The 17808-nt window shown below is 71.1% G+C and carries 13 protein-coding genes; 4 read left to right on the forward strand and 9 right to left on the reverse strand.

Going from position 1 to position 17808, the window contains the following annotated elements; genetic code table 11:
* Window positions 1-233: 233 nt before the first annotated feature.
* The gene (locus ACWEPG_RS08615) at window positions 234-1382 is read left to right on the forward strand and encodes an alkaline phosphatase family protein (RefSeq protein ID WP_452594264.1); all 1149 of its coding nucleotides are present in this window, start codon (window positions 234-236) and stop codon (window positions 1380-1382) included.
* 93 nt (window positions 1383-1475) lie between these two features.
* Here ACWEPG_RS08615 and ACWEPG_RS08620 read toward each other — a convergent pair whose 3' ends face one another.
* From ACWEPG_RS08620 to eccCa, 4 genes are all read right to left on the reverse strand, one after another.
* On the reverse strand, window positions 1476-1766 hold the full coding sequence (locus ACWEPG_RS08620; RefSeq protein ID WP_450114572.1) for a WXG100 family type VII secretion target: 291 nt from the start codon (window positions 1764-1766) through the stop codon (window positions 1476-1478).
* A 40-nt stretch (window positions 1767-1806) separates the two neighbouring features.
* Window positions 1807-2121, reverse strand: a complete 315-nt coding sequence (locus ACWEPG_RS08625) for a WXG100 family type VII secretion target (RefSeq protein WP_450114573.1) — start codon at window positions 2119-2121, stop codon at window positions 1807-1809.
* A 146-nt stretch (window positions 2122-2267) separates the two neighbouring features.
* A complete protein-coding gene (locus ACWEPG_RS08630; RefSeq protein WP_450114574.1) occupies window positions 2268-3608 on the reverse strand; it encodes a type VII secretion-associated protein in 1341 nt (446 codons plus the stop codon).
* Entirely contained in the window at window positions 3605-7576 is a 3972-nt protein-coding gene (eccCa, locus tag ACWEPG_RS08635; RefSeq protein ID WP_452594265.1) for a type VII secretion protein EccCa, read from the reverse strand. Before eccCa ends, ACWEPG_RS08630 begins: the two co-directional genes overlap by 4 nt.
* A 279-nt stretch (window positions 7577-7855) precedes the next feature.
* Here eccCa and eccD point away from each other — a divergent pair, with 279 nt between their 5' ends.
* Both eccD and mycP read left to right on the forward strand, forming a co-directional pair.
* A complete protein-coding gene (gene eccD / locus ACWEPG_RS08640) occupies window positions 7856-9265 on the forward strand; it encodes a type VII secretion integral membrane protein EccD (protein ID WP_452594266.1) in 1410 nt (469 codons plus the stop codon).
* Window positions 9265-10623 (forward strand): type VII secretion-associated serine protease mycosin, encoded by a 1359-nt coding sequence (gene mycP, locus ACWEPG_RS08645; RefSeq protein WP_452594267.1) that lies wholly within the window; start codon window positions 9265-9267, stop codon window positions 10621-10623. Before eccD ends, mycP begins: the two co-directional genes overlap by 1 nt.
* Here the strand turns inward: mycP and eccB are convergent.
* Entirely contained in the window at window positions 10596-12044 is a 1449-nt protein-coding gene (gene eccB / locus ACWEPG_RS08650) for a type VII secretion protein EccB (protein WP_452594268.1), read from the reverse strand. The genes mycP and eccB overlap by 28 nt on opposite strands.
* 128 nt (window positions 12045-12172) lie before the next feature.
* Here eccB and eccE point away from each other — a divergent pair, with 128 nt between their 5' ends.
* Complete coding sequence (eccE, locus tag ACWEPG_RS08655) at window positions 12173-13756, forward strand: type VII secretion protein EccE (RefSeq protein WP_452594269.1); 1584 nt, start codon at window positions 12173-12175, stop codon at window positions 13754-13756.
* A gap of 4 nt (window positions 13757-13760) precedes the next feature.
* Here the strand turns inward: eccE and ACWEPG_RS08660 are convergent, their stop codons facing one another.
* From ACWEPG_RS08660 to ACWEPG_RS08675, 4 genes are all read right to left on the reverse strand, one after another.
* Window positions 13761-14324 (reverse strand): NADPH-dependent FMN reductase, encoded by a 564-nt coding sequence (locus ACWEPG_RS08660; RefSeq protein ID WP_450114580.1) that lies wholly within the window; start codon window positions 14322-14324, stop codon window positions 13761-13763.
* Between the two features lie 125 nt (window positions 14325-14449).
* Window positions 14450-15355: an Ig-like domain-containing protein gene (locus ACWEPG_RS08665; protein ID WP_452594270.1), complete on the reverse strand. Its 906-nt coding sequence runs from the start codon at window positions 15353-15355 to the stop codon at window positions 14450-14452.
* Between the two features lie 33 nt (window positions 15356-15388).
* Window positions 15389-16591: an Ig-like domain-containing protein gene (locus ACWEPG_RS08670; protein WP_450114582.1), complete on the reverse strand. Its 1203-nt coding sequence runs from the start codon at window positions 16589-16591 to the stop codon at window positions 15389-15391.
* A gap of 107 nt (window positions 16592-16698) precedes the next feature.
* On the reverse strand, window positions 16699-17808 hold a 1110-nt coding region (locus ACWEPG_RS08675; RefSeq protein ID WP_452594271.1), incomplete at its 5' end, for an Ig-like domain-containing protein.

The following is a 17808-nucleotide window of genomic DNA, read 5'->3' on the forward strand; positions in this document are numbered from 1 at the left end:
ACCGGAAGGCGGTCGAAGCCAAGACAGTATCACTGTCTAAAACTTCTGGATTCGCCAGGCGCCTTCGTCCAACCTCGTTTGCTCTCACCCGGGGGCGGAGTCGGTGTCCGTGTCGCTCTGACTCGACAAAAGTTACGTGATCGACCGTGCTCCCGCAAATCGCCTGGTCACAGGCGTGAACTCGCGACGTTCTGCTCGTATGCGGCATGCAGAGCCGGCACTAGCCTGGGCACATGTTGCTTGCTCCGCAGTACGGGCGGGAATCGCTGTCCGATCTCGTGCCCTCGGTCCTCGCGCACCTCGGTGTGCCCGGCGAGATGAATCGCATCGGTATCGACCTCACCGGTGTCAACCGCGTGTGCATCCTCTTGGTCGACGGTTTGGGTGCGGAGTTGCTCGCCGCGCACCCGAAGGAGGCACCGTTCCTGAGCTCGGCCGGTCCGGCACCGGTGCTGACGGCGGGCTTTCCGACCACCACTGCGGCGAGCCTCGCCTCGCTCGGCACCGGACGGCCGTCCGGAGAGCACGGTGTCGTCGGCTACCTGATCTCGGTGCCCGGTGAGGACCGACTGATGAATCCGCTCAAGTGGCGCCTACATGGGGAGGGCCCGAAGGTGGACCTGCTGCGGGAGCTCGTGCCCGAGGAGTTCCAGCCGAACCCAACCGCGTTCGAACGGGCCGCGGCGCACGGCATCGCGGTCTCCCGCGTCGCACCCGCCTACCAGGGCGGCTCCGGCCTGACCCGCGCGGCGCTGCGTGGCGGCGAGTTCCGTCCCAGCTTCTCCATGGGGGATCTGGCCGATGCCGCGGTCGCCTCGATGCGCGACGGTCAGCGTTCCCTGGTGTACGCCTACCACGGCGAACTCGACCTGACCGGGCACGCCCGCGGGCCGGAGTCGACTGCGTGGGCCCTCGAACTCGAGCAGGTCGATCTCCTCGCCCGGCAGATCGCGGCGCGGCTCCCCGCGGACGGCGCGCTCATCGTCACCGCCGACCACGGCATGGTGCAGGTTCGCTCCCCCATCGACATCGATCAGGACAGCACCCTCAAGGAAGGTGTGCGCCAGATCGGCGGCGAACCCCGGGCCCGGCACGTCTACACCGAACCGGGCCAGGCCGACGCGGTGCTCGACCGGTGGCGTGACCGTCTCGACGACGGGTTCGCGGTGTACTCCCGCTCCGACGTGATCGCGCGGGGCTGGTTCGGCCCGACGATCAGCCCGGCAGCCGCCCAGCGGATCGGCGACGTGATCGCGGTCGCGACCCGCGACGGCGCCCTGATCCGCCGCGGCGCCGAACCACTGCAGTCGATCCTGGTCGGCCATCACGGCTCACTCACCTCGGCGGAACTGCACGTCCCGCTGCTGGTGTTCCGCCCCTGACACACACGATCCCGACGCACATCCGATACGCACGAAGACGTCCCCGGTGGCTCTCCTCCACCGGGGACGTCCTCGTCCATGAACGCGTGCGGGTCAGGACCAGCTGGCCGCCGCGCGGTTGTTGGTCGCGTTCATGTCGTCATTGCCGGCGCCGACCGCACGGCCGATCGCCTCGAGCACCTGGTTCAGGTCGTTGGCCGCGGAATCCCACTTGGCCTGCTGCGCCTGGTATGCCTCGGCGGCGGAACCCTCCCACTCCGCGACGAGCGGTGCGAGGTAGCTCTTGAGGTCCGCGAGCTTGCCGTTGATGCCGGCACTGCTGGCCGCGATGTCGGCGCGGGCGCCGTCGATGGCGGCGAAGTCGTAACGCATGGTTCCACTCATGTTGTCCCCCTGGTCGAGTCGTTCGAACCTGTCCGGCAGGTCAGAGATTGAGGCTGCCGCCGGCATTGCCGATTGCGCTGACGTGATCGTCCTGGGCGGCCGCGAAGGCAACACCGTTGGCGCGGATGTTCTCGCTGATCGCCAGCAGCGACTCGTTGAGGCGCTTGGCGCTGTCGTCCCAGCGCACCATCAGGTTGTCGAAGGCCAGTTTCGCCGATCCCTCCCACACGCCGTTGACGGCAGTGAGCCGGCCCTGCAGCGAGGACAGCAGCCCCTGAATGTCGCCGTTGACGTCACCCACGTGCCGCGCCGCGGCCTCCATGGTTTCGGTGGTCGTCCTCATCTGACCGCTCATGCACCCCTCCTGATTTCTGTCGCGTCCGGGGGTTCAGCCCGGTCGGGCCGATGCCGGAAGCGCGTCTACACCCAATTGGACGCACCGACCGCGCGGTTCGGTTCCGTCCGGTCGGGATCAATTTCGGCGGCGCCTGCCGATCCGGGTCAGCGCGGCGCGACCGTGACCGAGCGGGCAATGTCGTCGCACTGCGGTTCCAGGTCCGGCAGGCGGTCGCGCGGCGCCTGGCAGCCGAGACTCACCTGAAGTCCGTCGGTGACGAACACCTGCCACCGCACCTGGGAATCCGGATCCGGGAACTCCCGGTAGGACAGCGCAGGCCGGGACCCGACGTCGACCCGTTCCAGCGAGCCGAAGGTGTCGGCACGCTCGGCGATGCGGGCGGCGAGGGTGCCTGCCACCGCGTCCAGATCGGCACCCGGATTGAGTTCCTTGTGCACCAACAGGATCCGGGCCGGGCGACCGTCGACGCGGACCAGTTCGACCCGGTCCGGGCGGCTCGCCGGTGCACGCTCGACCCAACCGGCGGGCACCGTGATCTCGGCCCGCCCCGACGCCGCCCGCACCTCCACCGCGGGTGCCACTGCGGCCGTTCCCTCGGGGTAAGACCTGCCGAGGTTCCAGGCCACCGCAGCAGCGGCGATCGCGGCGAGCAACGCCCCGGCCACGACGGCGCGCGGGAGTCGACTCCGGGAACGAGGCACGGGTTCCGGGTCCGCGGCGCGGTGACCGAGCAGATCCAGCGCCCACGAATACGCACCGTCGACGACGGCAGCGCCGCGGACCTCACGAACTCGAGGCAGCGCGCCCCACGCCCGGCTCACCTCTGCGGCCAGTGTCGCCGCCCGGGACGCCGAGAGTTCGCCCGTGATCGCCACCCGTGCCGGGGCCTCGGGCTGCCATGCGTGTACCTCCGACACGAGTTCCGCTGCGGCGTCGAGGCGTTCGGACAGATCCATGGACCCGACCGTGTCGACCGAAACCCGGTCGTCGTCCTCCGTGGACGACGCCGCGGACGACAGCATTCCGACCTCGATCACGATCCCCTCGTCCTCGAGGACGCGGTTGACGGCATCGGCGGCAGCGATCACCCGTACCTCGCGGGCCACAGCACGACCGGCCGCGCTCAGCGCGCGGCGCCTATGCGTTCCCCAGCCCGTCGGGCAGGTCAGCACGAGCACGTCCACCGGGGTGGAGGCACCGACCGCGGCGGCGACGTGAGCCAACAACGCGGCGAGCACCTCGTGGACGGGCACCGTGGTCGTTCCGAGCAACAGCACCTCGTCGTCGATGTACCGGATCGGCGCCGGTTCGAACACGTCGTCACCGACGGCCGTGGCCCGCTCGACACCGACCACGAGCCCCGCGGCGTCGATCATGACCCCCGCCGGGCGCTCGACGGTCCGGTCCTCGTGGCGAGCCCACACCCTCGTCTCGGTCAGGTGCACGGCCGTCGGCCCACGCTGCGCGCCCTGCCTCGCCGTCACAGCGGCGGCAGCCAGGCGACCTGAATGGATGACATTCCGGACCGGGTCACCAGTGTGGCCCGGCCGGGCGGCATCTCGGTGGGGCGGGCGGTGCCGATGAGGTTGCCCTCGTCCCGGCTGCCGCTCATCACCAGTCCGGTCGGAACGAGGTCGCGCAGGCGCGCGATGATCGGTTCGTAGAGAGCGCGGCCGGCACCGCCCGACCGGCGGGCCACGATCAGGTGCAGGCCGACGTCCTTGCCGTGCGGGAGGTAGTCGAGCAGCGGCAACAGCGGGTTGCCGCTGGAGGTGGCGACCAGGTCGTAGTCGTCGACGATGACGTAGATCTCCGGTCCGCTCCACCACGAGCGGTCCCGGATCTGCTGCGGGGTCAGGTCGGAACCCGCCATCCGGCCTTCGAGTACCCCCGCGAGTTCGCCCATCATCGTCGTCAGCGTCGGACCGTTGGCCGCGTAGCCGGCGAGGTGATCGCCCTCCACCGCGCCCAGCATGGTGCGCCGGTAGTCGGCGACGATCAGCTTGGCCTGCTGCGGGGTGTTCGACTCGATCAGCCCGGCACAGATTCCGCGCAGCAGCGTGGTCTTGCCCGCCCCGCCGTCGGCGAATGCCAGCAGGTGCTGGTGTTCGGAGAAGTCGACATGGACTGGCGCCAACTCGGCCTCGTCGATGCCGATCGGAACACGCAGGCACGGAACGCCGTCCGCCGGCGGCCAGTCACCGATCCGCGCGACGACATCGGCGCGCGAGCAGCGGTCGGGCAGCATCCGCACCGGCGCCGCCCGCCCCGTCGCCCCTGCCCCGATCCTCGCGACGGCGTCGGCCACCCCCGCGGTCAGGTCGGCGGTGTCGGCGCGCCCGTCGATCCGGGGCAGCGCCGTCAGCAGGTGCAGTCCGTCCGCTGTCATTCCTCGTCCCGGCCGGCCCTCGGGTACCCGGGACGCCTTGGCCCGGCCGACATCGGAGTCGGACGGATCACCGAGACGCAGTTCGATCCGGGTGCCCAACTGGTCCTTGAGCGCGGGGCGGATCTCCGCCCAACGGGACGCGGTGACCACGACGTGCACACCGAACGACAGCCCCTGCCCCGCGAGCGCCCCGATCTGGGCCTCCAGCGGTTCGAAGTCCTGACGCACCCCCGGCCAGCCGTCGACGACCAGGAACACGTCGCCGAACGGATCCCCGTCGAGCCCGGCCGCAGCGGAGCCACCGGCGGCGCGCAGTCGCCGGAACTCCGCCATCGAGTCGATCCCCAACTCGCGAAAGCGCCGCTCCCGATCGCGCACCAGTGTCGTCATCTCGGCCACGGTCCGTCGGACCCGGTCGACGTCGAGACGGTTCGCGACCGATCCCACGTGCGGCAGGGACACCAGCCCCGACAGGGTGCCACCGCCGAAATCCAGGCAGTAGAACTGGACCTGCCGCGCGGTGTGGGTCATCGCCATCGCCAGGATCAGGGTGCGCAACGCCGTCGACTTGCCCGACTGCGGACCGCCGACCACCGCCACGTTGCCGCGGGAGCCGGACAGGTCGACGACCAGCTGGTCGCGTCGCTGGTCGAACGGGCGGTCCACGATGCCGACCGGAGCCCGAAGCGTGACCGCCACCGCGTCGGTCGCGGTCGGCGCCGGAACCAGCCGATCGAGGGTGGGCGGCGCGTCGAGCGGAGGCAGCCACACCTCGTGAGCCGCGTTCCCGTGACCGCGGACCCTGTCGACGACGACGCCGAGGACGGTGCGGCCACTGTCCTCGACATCGGACTCCGCTTCCTCCACCACCGACGTCGGCACAATCGGCTCCAACACGCTCACCGCGGCGGCGGTGAAGGGACGCGGCCGCAGGTCCACGGCCGCACCGGATCCCGCGGACCCGCCTGGCGTCGTCCGCCGGCGGTACGGTCCGGACACGTAGGCGGAGGCGAACCGGACGACCTCGGCGGAGTCGCACTTGAGGTAGCCGGCGCCCGGCGTGGCCGGCAGGTGATACGCATCGGGGACGCCGAGAACGGTTCGGGACTCGTTCGCGGAGAAGGTCTTCAGGCCGATCCGGTACGACAGGTGGCTGTCGAGGCCACGCAGCCTGCCCTCGTCGAGTCGCTGACTGGCGAGCAGCAGGTGGATGTGCAGCGACCGGCCGAGGCGCCCGATCGCCACGAACAGGTCCGCGAACTCCGGTTGCTGGCTGAGCAGTTCGGAGAACTCGTCGACCACGATGAACAGCGCGGGCAACGGCGCGAGGTCGGCGCCGGACGATCTGGCCCGCTCGTAGTCGGTGACGTTCGCGAAGTTGCCCGCGGACCGAAGCAGTTCCTGCCTGCGGTTCATCTCCCCGGCCAGTGCGTCGCGCATCCGGTCCACCATCGCGAGTTCGTCGGCGAGGTTGGTGATCACCGCGGCGACGTGCGGCACGTCATCGAGCCCGAGGAAGGTGGCACCGCCCTTGAAGTCGACGAGGACCAGGTTGAGCGCGTCGGGAGAGTGGGTGGCCACCAGTCCGAGGACCAGCGTGCGGAGAAACTCTGACTTTCCGGAACCCGTTGCCCCGATGCACAACCCGTGCGGGCCCATTCCGTTCTCGGCGGCCTCCTTGAGGTCGATCTCGACGGGGCTGCCGTCGAGCGCGACCCCGATCGGAATCCGCAGGCCGTCCCGTGGGCTACGCGGCGCCCAGGTCCGTGCCGGGTCGAGTGTGGCGACGTCGGGCAGTGCGAGCAGCTGCTGCCAGTCCGCGGCCGCGCCGTCACCCTCCCCCTCCTCGGCGGTGGCGGCCACGGCGACACGGAACGGCGCGAGGCGGCGGGCCGCGGTCTGTGCCTGGTGCACGCTCAACCCGTCGGCGACAGCGAAGGTCTCGATGCCCGAACCGCTCCGGGCGCCAAGCGATCCACCGGTGAGCACCAGCTGGATACCGCGCGTCGCCGACAGCGTCGGCCGACAGCCGCCCAGGTCGAGAACCGTCACCGAGTCGAGCCCTTCGTCGAGCACACCGACCGCCGAGGTGATGCCGCCGTCGAGGACGACCACCACCTGCGGGACGCCTGCGGTGGCCGGCGCGGTCCGGGAGAACCTCGCCCGCATCGCCAGCGTGGGGCCGAGGGTGTCCTCGAGTTCGGCCAGCGAGCCGTACACCATTCGCCCGCTCCCGGCGCCGTCGTGGCGGTCCGGGTGCTGCGCGTGCGGAAGCCACTTCACCCACTCCCACTCACCGGCGGTGTCGGGGCCGCACACCACGACGACGTGCAGTTGGTCGGGGCTGTGGAAGGTGCACAGCTGCACCAGCATCGACCGGACCAGCGAACGTGACGCCGCGCGGTCGCCCTCGAACCCGATCGCCGCGAACCCACGCAACGCCACCGCGGTCGGCAGCTCCGGCACTACGGAGTGGGTGCGGACGAAGCGGCGCAACGACACGGCGGCGACCGGTTCGAGGTCCTCCACGGGCCCGGTTTCGGGCGCGATCAGTCGGGTCGCGAGGCGCTGACTGCCGCGGCCGACCCGAACGTGGCAGTGATCGGGGTCGGTGAGGCGGCGCTCCCACATCCGGGTCGACCCGGCGAGCGTCCACAGGTGTGCGGGGTCGGGGTGGCTCCACTCGAGTGCCGTCCGTTGCCGCTCGACGGTGTCGTAGACGTCGCGGCGCAGCTGATCGAGGTAGCGCAGGTAGTCCTTGCGGTCCTCGTTGGCCTCGGCGGCCCGGGCCCCGCTGCCTCGTCCGCCGGCGAGCATGCCGAGCATCGAGACCACCATCATCACGGGGAACAGCAGCGTCATCGGGTTCGCGGCCATCCCCGTGGTGAACATCAGCGCGACCATGCCGACCATCGCGACGACCATCACCACCGGCAGCATCTTGGTCAGCAGGTTCCCGGGCACGATCTTCGGGATCTCCGGGGGCGGCTGCAGGCTCACCTCGCCGCCAGGGGTGCGTGGCACCTCACTGCGTGCCTTGCGCACGAAACGCACGGTGGCCATGCGCGATCACCCCCCTGGTGTCGGTCTAACCGGCGCCGACGCGGTCGGCGGACGAGGCGACCCTCCCCCGGGTCGTCGTCTCGAGCGTTGGACAGTAGCGCACACCGGGCTCCGCCCGCGACCACACCGCGTTCCGCCCGCGACCACACCGCGTTCCGCCCGTGACCCCCGGAACCCCACCGCCACCGCCGATTGCCGTAAAGTGCCCGCAGTTTCGTAGTGGAAGGCGCGGGTGGGGACCCGCGCTCGAGGGGGGCTGTCGTGACGAACGGTGTGACTGTGGGTGCCCGCACGGATCTGTGCCGGCTGACGATCCTGACCGACCACACCCAGGTGGACCTCGCGCTGCCTGCTGGCGCGCCCCTCGCCCTGCTGATCCCGGAGATCGTCTCGATGATCGAGATACACAGCGACACAACACCTTCTCTCGACCACTCGACCGGGGCGACGGAGTGGACGCTCGGCAGGCTGGGCCAGGCTCCGATGGACCCGACCGCGACACTCCTCGACCACGGTGTGCGGGACGGGGACCTGCTCCTGCTGCAGGCCGCCGACCGGCCGGCCCCGGCACCACTGTTCGACGACCTGATGCACAACGTGGCCGCGATCGAGGTGGACACCTTCCGTCGGTGGACGCCCGGGTCCGCCCGGCTCACCGGCTCGGTGGCGGCCGTCGCGCTGACGGCGATCGGCTCGCTCGCGCTGCTGGTCGCTCGCGCGCACGACGGCGGACTGGTGGGCATGATCGCGGCGCTGACCGTCGCGGTGCTGTTGGTCGCGGCCGGTGCCGTCGTCGCCCGTGTCTACGGCGACGAGCGGTCCGGGGTGACGTTGTGGGGCGCCGCGCTGGCGCCGGCGTTCGCCGCCGGCGCACTTGTGGTGCCCGGCGACCTCGGGGCCGCGAGCCTGCTCCTCGGCGCGGTCACCGCCGGCGGGTTCGCCGTCCTCGCCGCGCGGGTCAGCGGAGTCGGCATCGGTCTCGCGGTCGCGGCAGCCGCCGCGGCCACCGCAGCCGCCGGTGCCGCCGGGGTGGCTGTTGCGACCGACCTGCCGGGAGCGGCGATCGGCGCCGCGGTCACCGCATGCGCCCTGGTCCTGCTGGCCGTCGCACCCCGGGTGGCGATGCTGCTCGCTCGGCTGCCGCTGCCACCTGTGCCGTCCCCCGGTTCGCCGCTCGACGCGGAGGAGTCCGCGGACGGACCACTGCCGTCGTTTGTCGGCCTCGACGCGAGAGCGGGCCGGGCCCGCCACCTCCTCACCGGGTTGGTCGGCGCGGCGAGCGTGGTGGCCGCCGTGGGCTCCCTGATGGCCGCCGGCGCCTTCGGGACGGACGGAATCGACTGGCCGGGAATGCTGCTGGCCGTCGTTGCGGCCGTGGTGCTGATGCTCCGGGGCCGCACGTACGCCAGCATCGCGCAGGCCGGGACGCTGATCGGGTCCGGCACCGCCATCCTGCTCCTGTTGCTCACCGGGGCGGCGATCACCGAACCGGGACTGGCACCGATCCTGTTCGTGATCGCGACCCTCGGCGTGGGTCTTGCCCTCACGCTCGGCGTCGTGGCCCCGAATCACGAGTTCTCCCCGGTGCAGCGTCGTGCCGTCGAACTGGTCGACTACGCCGCGATCGCCATGGTGCTCCCGCTGGCCTGCTGGGTCGGCGGTCTCTTCGCCGCGATGCGCGGGCTCTGATGCGGTGGCGGCAAGCCGTCGGGGCGCTCGCCGCGGCGGCGGTCGTCCCGGCAGTGATGTCCGGAACCGCGGCGGCGGTCGCGCCCCCGACCATCGACCCCGGCAGCCTGCCGCCCGGGAATCTGCCACCGGTGCAGTCCGAACTGCGCGATCCGTGTGCCCAGACGTCCGCGGCGGCGAACCCGGCCGAGGTACCCGCGCCGCAGCAGTCGCTGGACCTGGACTCCGTGTGGCCGCTGACCACCGGTCGCGGTCAACTCGTCGCGGTGATCGACACCGGCGTCGAGCATCATCCCCGCCTCCCCGGGCTGGTTCCGGGCGGCGACTTCGTGTCCACCGGTGACGGCACCGCCGACTGCGATGCCCATGGCACACTCGTCGCCGGTCTCATCGCCGCGACCCGTTCGGAGGCAACCGGCTTCGCCGGGGTGGCACCGGACGCCCGGATCCTGACCATCCGGCAGTCCAGCAACATCTACCGGCGGGTCGGGGCCGACCCCGACACCGACGGCCGGAACGCCCGCGGTGTCGGCAACCTGACCACCCTGGCGTCCGCCATCCGGCGCGCGGCGGACATGAACGCGACGGTCATCAACATCTCGGAGGTGGCGTGTGTGCCGCCGGGCGCCGGGGACCCTCGCGCACTCGGGGCCGCCATCGACTACGCGGCCCGTGTGCGCGACGCGGTGATCGTCGCGGCCGCAGGCAACCTCGACGCCTGCCCGCAGTCGAATCCCTCGCCCGATCCCGCCCGGCCGCACGCAGACCCGTGGGAGGACGTCACCACGGTTGCCACCCCGGCCTGGTACGACGAGCAAGTGCTCACGGTCGGATCGGTGAACGGCGACGGTTCACCGTCCCCGTTCACCCTGCCGGGGCCGTGGGTCGACGTCGCGGCGCCGGGCACCGCAATCACGTCTCTGGATCCCCGCCGCCCGCTGGACGACGGACTCACCGCCTCAACGAACGGCGGGCCGGTCGAGGGCACCAGCTTCGCGGCCCCGTACGTCGCGGGCACGGCGGCGCTGGTACGGGCCCGGCACCCGGAACTCACTGCGCCACAGGTGATTGCCCGGATAGAGCGGACAGCGCATGCTCCGGGGGCGGGCTGGGATCCGTACGTCGGACACGGGGTGATCGACCCGCTGGCCGCGGTGACCGCACCGCTGGTCGAGGCGGTGACGTCACCGCAGTCGACCGCGATCGCCATCCCCGCGCCGGAATTGCCACCGGACACCCGCCCGCGCACCGTCGCCCTGGTCGGCTCCGGCATCGTCGCGACCCTGCTGGGGCTCGGCGTGCTCGCCTCGTTCCCCCTACGGCGCCGGCTTCACCGAGGCGACACGTCCGCGGGGTGATCGTCCGGGGCGACCCCGTCGTGGGCCAGGAACGCCGCCTCACGACCCAGTTCGGGGCCCGGCGCGAGCAGGCCGAGGATCGGCCAGGGGGCGGGTGCGGTGGCATCACCGAACCCCAAGAGGGTTGCGGTGTCGCGATTCTCGACGCCGTAGCGGACACCGGTGTCGGCGACGAAGAACAGCGCGCCCTGCCGCCCACTGGCGGGCGTGATGCCCGTCGAGTGGACCAGCGCTCCGACCCCGGGACGCACGAAGAACGCGTCGGCGTTGTCGCCGGTACCGTCGCTCTGCGCGAGGGTCACCGGCCGCGCGTCCGCCGGTAGCGGCAACCGGTTGCCCGCGACCACGGCGACGGTCGCGCGCACGCCACCGTCACCGAAGACCGGCCGCCAGGACAGGCAGCCCACCGGATCACGACGATCGTCGACGATGTGGGGCGGCGTGTCCGGAAAGGTCTCGACGGCGAGGGCGGTGGACTGCGGCGGTCCGGTCACCGCGTCGGGAGTGACGATGTCCATCCCGGCCGCGCCCTGCGAGTCGGCATAGCGGATCAGGTCCGCCGTGGCCCGGCCGATCCGCTGCAGCCCGTCGGCGAGGACCGCGTAGTACCGGGTCTCCTGGGCGTCCTGAACCTGGACGACGGAGCCGATCGGCTTGCCCTGGAACGAATACGACGGCTGTGCTCCGGCGTCGCGGATGACCGGCGGGGTCAGCGCGGGAGCCTCGGGAATCGCGCCGAGCAGCCCCGCGCTGACCGGCCGCGGCACCACTCCGTCGAGGTCGAACGCCAGCGAGACCGCGTGGTCGCCGAGGTCGACGCGACTGCGTGTGCCGTCGTGCACGAGATAGGTCCCGTCCGTGCCCTGAACCAGCAACGCCTCGTCTGCCGAGAGGTCGCGGACGCCGTCCGGGAGATCGGGGCCACCGACGATGACGGCGGTGCTCACCGCTTTTGCGCCGCCGGGGGCGATCGAATCGCACACCGTCCAGGCACCCGGATCGTCGCTCGGCAACGCCGACGGCGCACCGGGAATGCCGAGCAGCGGCCCGCGGGGCAGCGAACCCAACTCGGTTTCCTGCACGACCACCGGGGTGTCGGCGCCGGCGACGATCAGCCGCGCCGACGCGAGATTCAGGACCGGATGCAGCGTGTCCTCGAGAACCACGAACATCGCCCCGGAGTCCTTTCCGACGACGATCCGGGCGTCCCCGATCTTGTCCTGCGGTCGGATCAGTGCCAGCGCGGCACATCCCGCCAGGGCGATCACCGCGAGCAGGGCACCGGCCGCCAGTGCCCGCGACTGACTGCGCATCGGATCGTGCAGCATCCGTACGTCCCGCCGCACCAGCGCGTGTTCCATCCGCCGTACCAGGAAGCGATATCCGCTGACCTGCCAACGGCTCGTCGGCTGTGCTGCCATGTTCCCTCCCCCACTTGGCGCGCACTACGGGGGCACAGAGTACAGTCCGCGTGAGCCGCGACGTGGGGGACGTCCGGACGGGGTAGGGGGAAATCGTGATTCGTGGGCGTGGCCGGTATCGGCCACCGATGCCCGTGGTCACCGTGGTGACCGCGCAGGTCGTCGCGCTGGCCACCGGCATCGTCGGATCCGTTGCCGGGCTGATCTGGTGGCAGGCACTGCTTCTCGCGGCCGCAGCGGCCGGAGTCTGCCTGCTGCCGGTGCAGCGACGCACCCTGCTCGACTGGGCACGCACCCTGATCCGCTACCGGACCCGCATGCGGGTCACCGCCACGGAAACCACCGACTTCATCGCCCCGGACGGAACCGTGATCGGCGTGTCCGCGACCGCGGGAACGGTGTGCACGGTGATCGAAATGCAGCCGGTTGCCGGATCGGTGACCCGACTGGGCCGGGACGGGGTCGACGAGGATCATCCCCTCCCTTTGCGAACTCTCACGGAATCCCTTGTTCAGCATGACATCTCACTGGCCGGAATCGACATCGTCGCGCACGGGCGTCGCACCGACCCCGAGGCGACGGTGGCATCGGTCTACGACGAACTCGTCGGCCCGCTGGCCGCGACCGCGCACCGGACGGTGTGGCTGGTGGCGCGGTTCCACGCGACGGGCGAAGTGGCGGCGGTCGCCCGTCGCGGCGGGGGCGGCGACGGCGCCGTGCGGGTGGCGGCGGTCGCCGCGCAGCGGATCGTCCGCGCACTGCAGGCGGCGGGCTCCGGGAGCCGCATCCTGCCCGCGTCGGAGATCCGGACGGTCCGCGCCGCGATCGCCGGGGACGACGAGCCGGGACTCCCCGCGTGGACGCACGTTCCGGTCCCGAACGCGCACAACACCGGCTACTCGATCGACCCGCGCGCGCTCGGCACCGCGCTGCTGTGCTCGGTGTGGGCCACCCGGTCGCTGTCGACGACCGTCACCGTCCGATTGCGGCCCGGGCCGTCGCCGAGCGAGGTCCGGATTGCCGCGTCGTGCCGGCTGACGACGACCGAACTGCCCGAGCGGCTTCGCCTGCCCGGCCTGACGCCGACGATCGGACGCGAGGCCGAGGCGCTGCGGTCGCATCTGCCGGGCGCCCCCGCCTCACTGGATGCACTGACCTCCTTCGCGGTGGCCGACGCGGGCCGGTTGGACGCATTGACGATGCCCGTCGCAGGCTGTGGTCAGCTGATCGGCTCCGACGCGGAGGGCCGGGGTGTGGCGGTGCGCGTCGTCGGCCCCGACATCGATGTCGTGAACGTCGTCGGGGAGCTGTACCTGGCCCAGCAGGTCGTGCTGCGCGCCGTCGCGACCGGTGCGCGCCTGGCCGTGCTCACCACCCGACCGCAGTTCTGGCGGCCGTTCGTCTCGGCCGTCGCGGACCCCGCACGACTGGTCCTCACCGACGGCGCCGCACCGCTCGCCCCGGAGGCCACGGCGGTGGTGCTGGACGGGGTGGGCCCGGTCCCGCTGCCGCGTTCGGTCACCGCGATCCGGGTCCGCGAGTCGCTCACCCCGACAGAGGGTGCGGCGGTGTCGATCCTCCAACCCGGCGGTCACGGGAATCGGATCGTCCTGTGGGCGAAGGGAACCCGTCGAGACCTGACGCTGGTGACGATCGCGGCGGAGACGGCGTTCCTGGGGCGACCGGCGACGGAACCCGTGCCGGCGCGCTGAGAGCTCAGCCCGGATACGGCCGCGCTCGTCGGGCGACGCGCAACGTGTCCGCCCACCAGGCGAGTTGGTCGAGCAGTCGAGCGGACCCGTCGATCGCGGCGCCGTCGGCGGTCTCCCCCTCTGCATCGAACCTCTTGCGGGCCTGATGAAAGCTGACGGTCTGGCGGACCGAGACCATGTGGACCTCCGCCACCACCTGTCGCAGCTGTTCGGTCGCGCGCAGTCCCCCGGACAGCCCGCCGTACGAGACGAAGCCGACCGGTTTGGCTCGCCATTCCTGCTTCGCGGTGTCGATGGCGTTCTTCAGCGCGGCCGGGTACCCGTGGTTGTACTCCGGTGTGACCATCACGAACGCGTCCGCGGCGTCGACACGGCGGCGGAACCGTCGCACTTCCTCGGTGTCGGAGTGATCGAGGGGCAACGAGTTCTCGGCGAGATCGAGGACAGCGGTGTCGAATGCCGGATCCTGTCGGGCACGACGAACGAACCAGTCGGCGACGACGGGACCGAACCGGCCCTGACGGACGCTGCCGACGATCACCTCGAGGCGGAGCGGGTCTGCGGGCACCCTGCCATCATGCCGCACGACGCCGAGTCGTCATCAGGGCGTACAACGCCCGGGACATCGGGGCGTACAACGCCGCGCAGCCCCTGACCGGAACCGGTCAGGGGCTGCTCACGGGTACTCCGGGGCTAAGAACCGAACGGCAGCAGTCCCGACAGGTCGAGGCTTCCGTTCCCGCCTCCGTCGGTCGGGGCCCCCGCCACCTGCACGGTCATCACCGGCGAGGTCGACTCCTGGTACCGCCCGGCACCCGAGTAGACCGCGGTGATGTCGTGCGCACCGGCGGTGTCGAAGGTGTGCGAGAGCGTCGCCCCGCCCGACGCGACCGCGACCGGCGCGCCGATCGGGGTGCCGCCGTCGCGGAACTGCACGGTGCCACCGGACGGCGCGGGCGCCACGGTCGCGGACAGCGTGACCGCGCCACCCGCGGTCGCGGTACCGGGAACCGTCAGCCCGGTCGTGGTGGCGATGTCGGGTGCGGGCACCTCGACATTGACCCCGATCGGGTTGAACACCTGGCTGGACTGGAACGTCGCGACGTCGAACGCCAGCCCGCTGTCGAAGGTTCCGGGCGCCGCGGTATCCGGAACCCGGTAGGTGACCTCGAACGTGACGTCCTTGTTCTCGCTCAACGGCCGGTCCGACGTCAGCCAGTCACCGGTGACGGTCAGCCGGTTGGCCGCGGCGTCCAGCGTCGGGGTCAGCAGGTCCGTCTTCGGACCGGAGGTCAGCTCCGACGACGTCACCTTCGCACTGCCCGGCACGTACTCGAAGCCGGCCGGGTGCACGTCGGTGATCTTCTTGATGTACCGGTCGACGATGCTGGTCACCTCGAACACGGTCGTGTAGGTGACCGTCGCGCCGCGCCCGACGGTCCCCGGTGTGACGCTCTTGGTGACCCTGATGTTGTCGGTGGTCTTCGTCGCCGACGTCGGTGCGGCGGCGGCGGTGCCGCCCCCGACTCCGAGTCCGACCACGACCACCGCCGCGGCGCCGATCGCCGCGATCGAACGCCGAATCATGTTATGGGACACGCGTTTTCCTTCGTTCATGTCTGCGCACATCGGTCAGGAAGCAAAGATGCTGGTGAGCGAACCCGTGTCGAGCGAGCCGGTCCCGCCGTCGCCGCCGTCGCCGTTCCCATTCCCGTTGTCGGCACCGCTGACCGTGACGGTCACGACCGCCGAACTGGACGGCTCGAGAGTGTCGGTGCCGGTGAAGGACGCCGTGATCGGGTGTGCACCGTTGGCAGTGAAGGTGTGCGTCAGCGTCGCGGTCCCGCCCGCGACGTCGACCGTGCCGATGACGGTGCCGTTGTCCTTGAACTGCACCGTTCCACCTGCCGGGGACGGAGTGACGGCCGCCACCAGGTTGACCGGGACGCCGGCCTGCGCGTCCGCGACCGCGCTGAGGACGGTGGAGGTCGGCGCGGTGACGTTGACGGTGCTCGGCGCGGACGTCGACGCCGTGTGGTTCCCGGCCCCGGTGAACTCGGCCGTGATGGCGTGGGCCCCGTTCGCGTTGAAGGTGTGCGACAGGGTCGCGGTGCCGTTCACCGGAGTGACCGGAGCGCCGATCGCGACGCCGTTGTCCTTGAACTGGACCGTGCCGCCGCCGGGGGTGGGCTCGACGGTGGCCACGAGGTCCACGGCCGTGCCGACGCGGGCGGTCGCCGGCGCGGCGACGGTCGTCGTGGTGGTCGTGGTCGGCGCCGACACCTCGACGTTCACTCCCATTGGGTTGAACACCTGGGACGACTGGAACGTCGCGACGTCGAATGCCAATCCACTGTCGAACGTTCCGGGTGCCGCGGTGTCGGGCACCTTGTAGGTGACCTCGAACGTGACGTCCTTGTTCTCACTGAGCCAGCGATCCGATGTCAGCCAGTTACCGGTGACCGTGAGCCGGTTGTTCGCATTGTCGATCGACGGCGTCGGGGTTTCCGTCGACGGCCCCGACGTCAGCTCCTCCGAGGTGACCTTCGCGCTGCCCGGCACATACTCGAACCCGGCCGGGTGCACGTCGGTGATCTTCGTGATGTACCGGTCGACGATGCTGGTCACCTCGAACACCGCCTTGTAGGTGACCGTCGCACCGCGCCCGACGGTCCCCGGCGTCACGCTCTTGGTCACCTTGATGTTGTCGGTGGTCTTCGTTGCCGACGTGGAAGCCGCCGAAGCAGTTCCGGCGCCGACCACACCGACACCCAACGTTGCGAGGGCAACGGCACCGATCGCCGCAACCAACCGACGAGCACTGGGACGAGCCATGGTCGATCCTCCACTGTGCAGGAACCGAATCCGGTTCACGGGAAAGAACTCTGGGGGTATCACGAAACGGCCCGCCCGGGTGCCGTCACCCGGGCGGGCCGTTGTCGTCAGGAACCGAAGATGTTCTCGAGCGAGCCGCCGCCCTGGGCCGGAGCCGCAGACACCGTCACGACGCCCGCCTCCGAGGTCGACGCGGTGTGCCCGGTTCCGCCGGAGTACACCGCCGTGATGTTCTTCGTCCCCGCCGCGGGGAAGGAGTACGACAGCGTCGCCTTGCCGTCGACGATCGCGGCCGGCAGGCCGATCGCCCGGTCACCGTCCATGAACTGCACCGTGCCGCCGGCTGTGGCGGGCGCGACCGTCGCTGTGAGCACGACGGTCTGGCCGACAGTCGCCGTGGCCGGGACCACGATTGTCGTCGTGGTCGCAACGTCGGTGGGCAGCGGATCGGACACAATCACCGTGGCCGGCTGCGAGGTCGAGTTCAGGAAGCCCGGCCCGCCAACGAACACCGCGGTGATCGACTTCGAGCCGGCCGCGTCGAATCCGTGCGAGAGGGATGCGATTCCGTCGGCGACCGCCACCGGGCCGCCGATGCTGACGTCACCGTCCTTGAACTGCACGGTGCCCTGAGCGTTCGACGGGGTCACGGTGGCCGTGAGTTCCACGACCGCACCGACCTTTGCGGTCGCCGGCGCCGAGGCCAGGACCGTCGTGGCGACATCGGCCGGCGCAGGATCCGACACCGTCACCGGCGACACAGCCGACGTCGACGTCAGGAACCCGGCAACGCCCGAGTACACCGCGGTGATCGACTTCGCACCCGCCGCATCGAACGTGTGCGACAGCGTCGCCACGCCGCTCGCGACCGCAACGGGGGCACCGATGTTGGTGTCACCGTCCTTGAACTGCACCGTGCCACCCGTCGGCGCCGGCGACACCGTCGCCTTCAACTCCACCGACTGCCCGGTGGTCGCGGTACCCGGAGCCTCCAGCGACGTGGTCGTCGCAACGTCCACCGGCGCGGGATCGGTCACCGTCACCGACGACACAGCCGACGTCGACGTCAGGAACCCGGCAACACCGGAGTAGACAGCGGTGATGCTCTTGCCACCCGCGGCATCGAAGGTGTGCGACAACGTCGCCACACCACCCGTGATGGCAACGGGGGCACCGATGTTGGTGTCACCGTCCTTGAACTGCACCGTGCCACCCGT

The organism is Rhodococcus sp. NPDC004095 (genome assembly GCF_053604015.1).

Excerpts from the sequence above, each read along its gene's own strand:
- ACWEPG_RS08615 (WP_452594264.1), top strand. The coding sequence starts at position 234 with ATGTTGCTTGCTCCGCAGTACGGGCGGGAATCGCTGTCCGATCTCGTG.
- eccB (WP_452594268.1), bottom strand. The coding sequence starts at position 12,044 with ATGGCAGCACAGCCGACGAGCCGTTGGCAGGTCAGCGGATATCGCTTC.
- eccE (WP_452594269.1), top strand. The coding sequence starts at position 12,173 with ATGCCCGTGGTCACCGTGGTGACCGCGCAGGTCGTCGCGCTGGCCACC.
- ACWEPG_RS08620 (WP_450114572.1), bottom strand. The coding sequence starts at position 1,766 with ATGAGTGGAACCATGCGTTACGACTTCGCCGCCATCGACGGCGCCCGC.
- mycP (WP_452594267.1), top strand. The coding sequence starts at position 9,265 with ATGCGGTGGCGGCAAGCCGTCGGGGCGCTCGCCGCGGCGGCGGTCGTC.
- ACWEPG_RS08625 (WP_450114573.1), bottom strand. The coding sequence starts at position 2,121 with ATGAGCGGTCAGATGAGGACGACCACCGAAACCATGGAGGCCGCGGCG.
- ACWEPG_RS08670 (WP_450114582.1), bottom strand. The coding sequence starts at position 16,591 with ATGGCTCGTCCCAGTGCTCGTCGGTTGGTTGCGGCGATCGGTGCCGTT.
- eccCa (WP_452594265.1), bottom strand. The coding sequence starts at position 7,576 with ATGGCCACCGTGCGTTTCGTGCGCAAGGCACGCAGTGAGGTGCCACGC.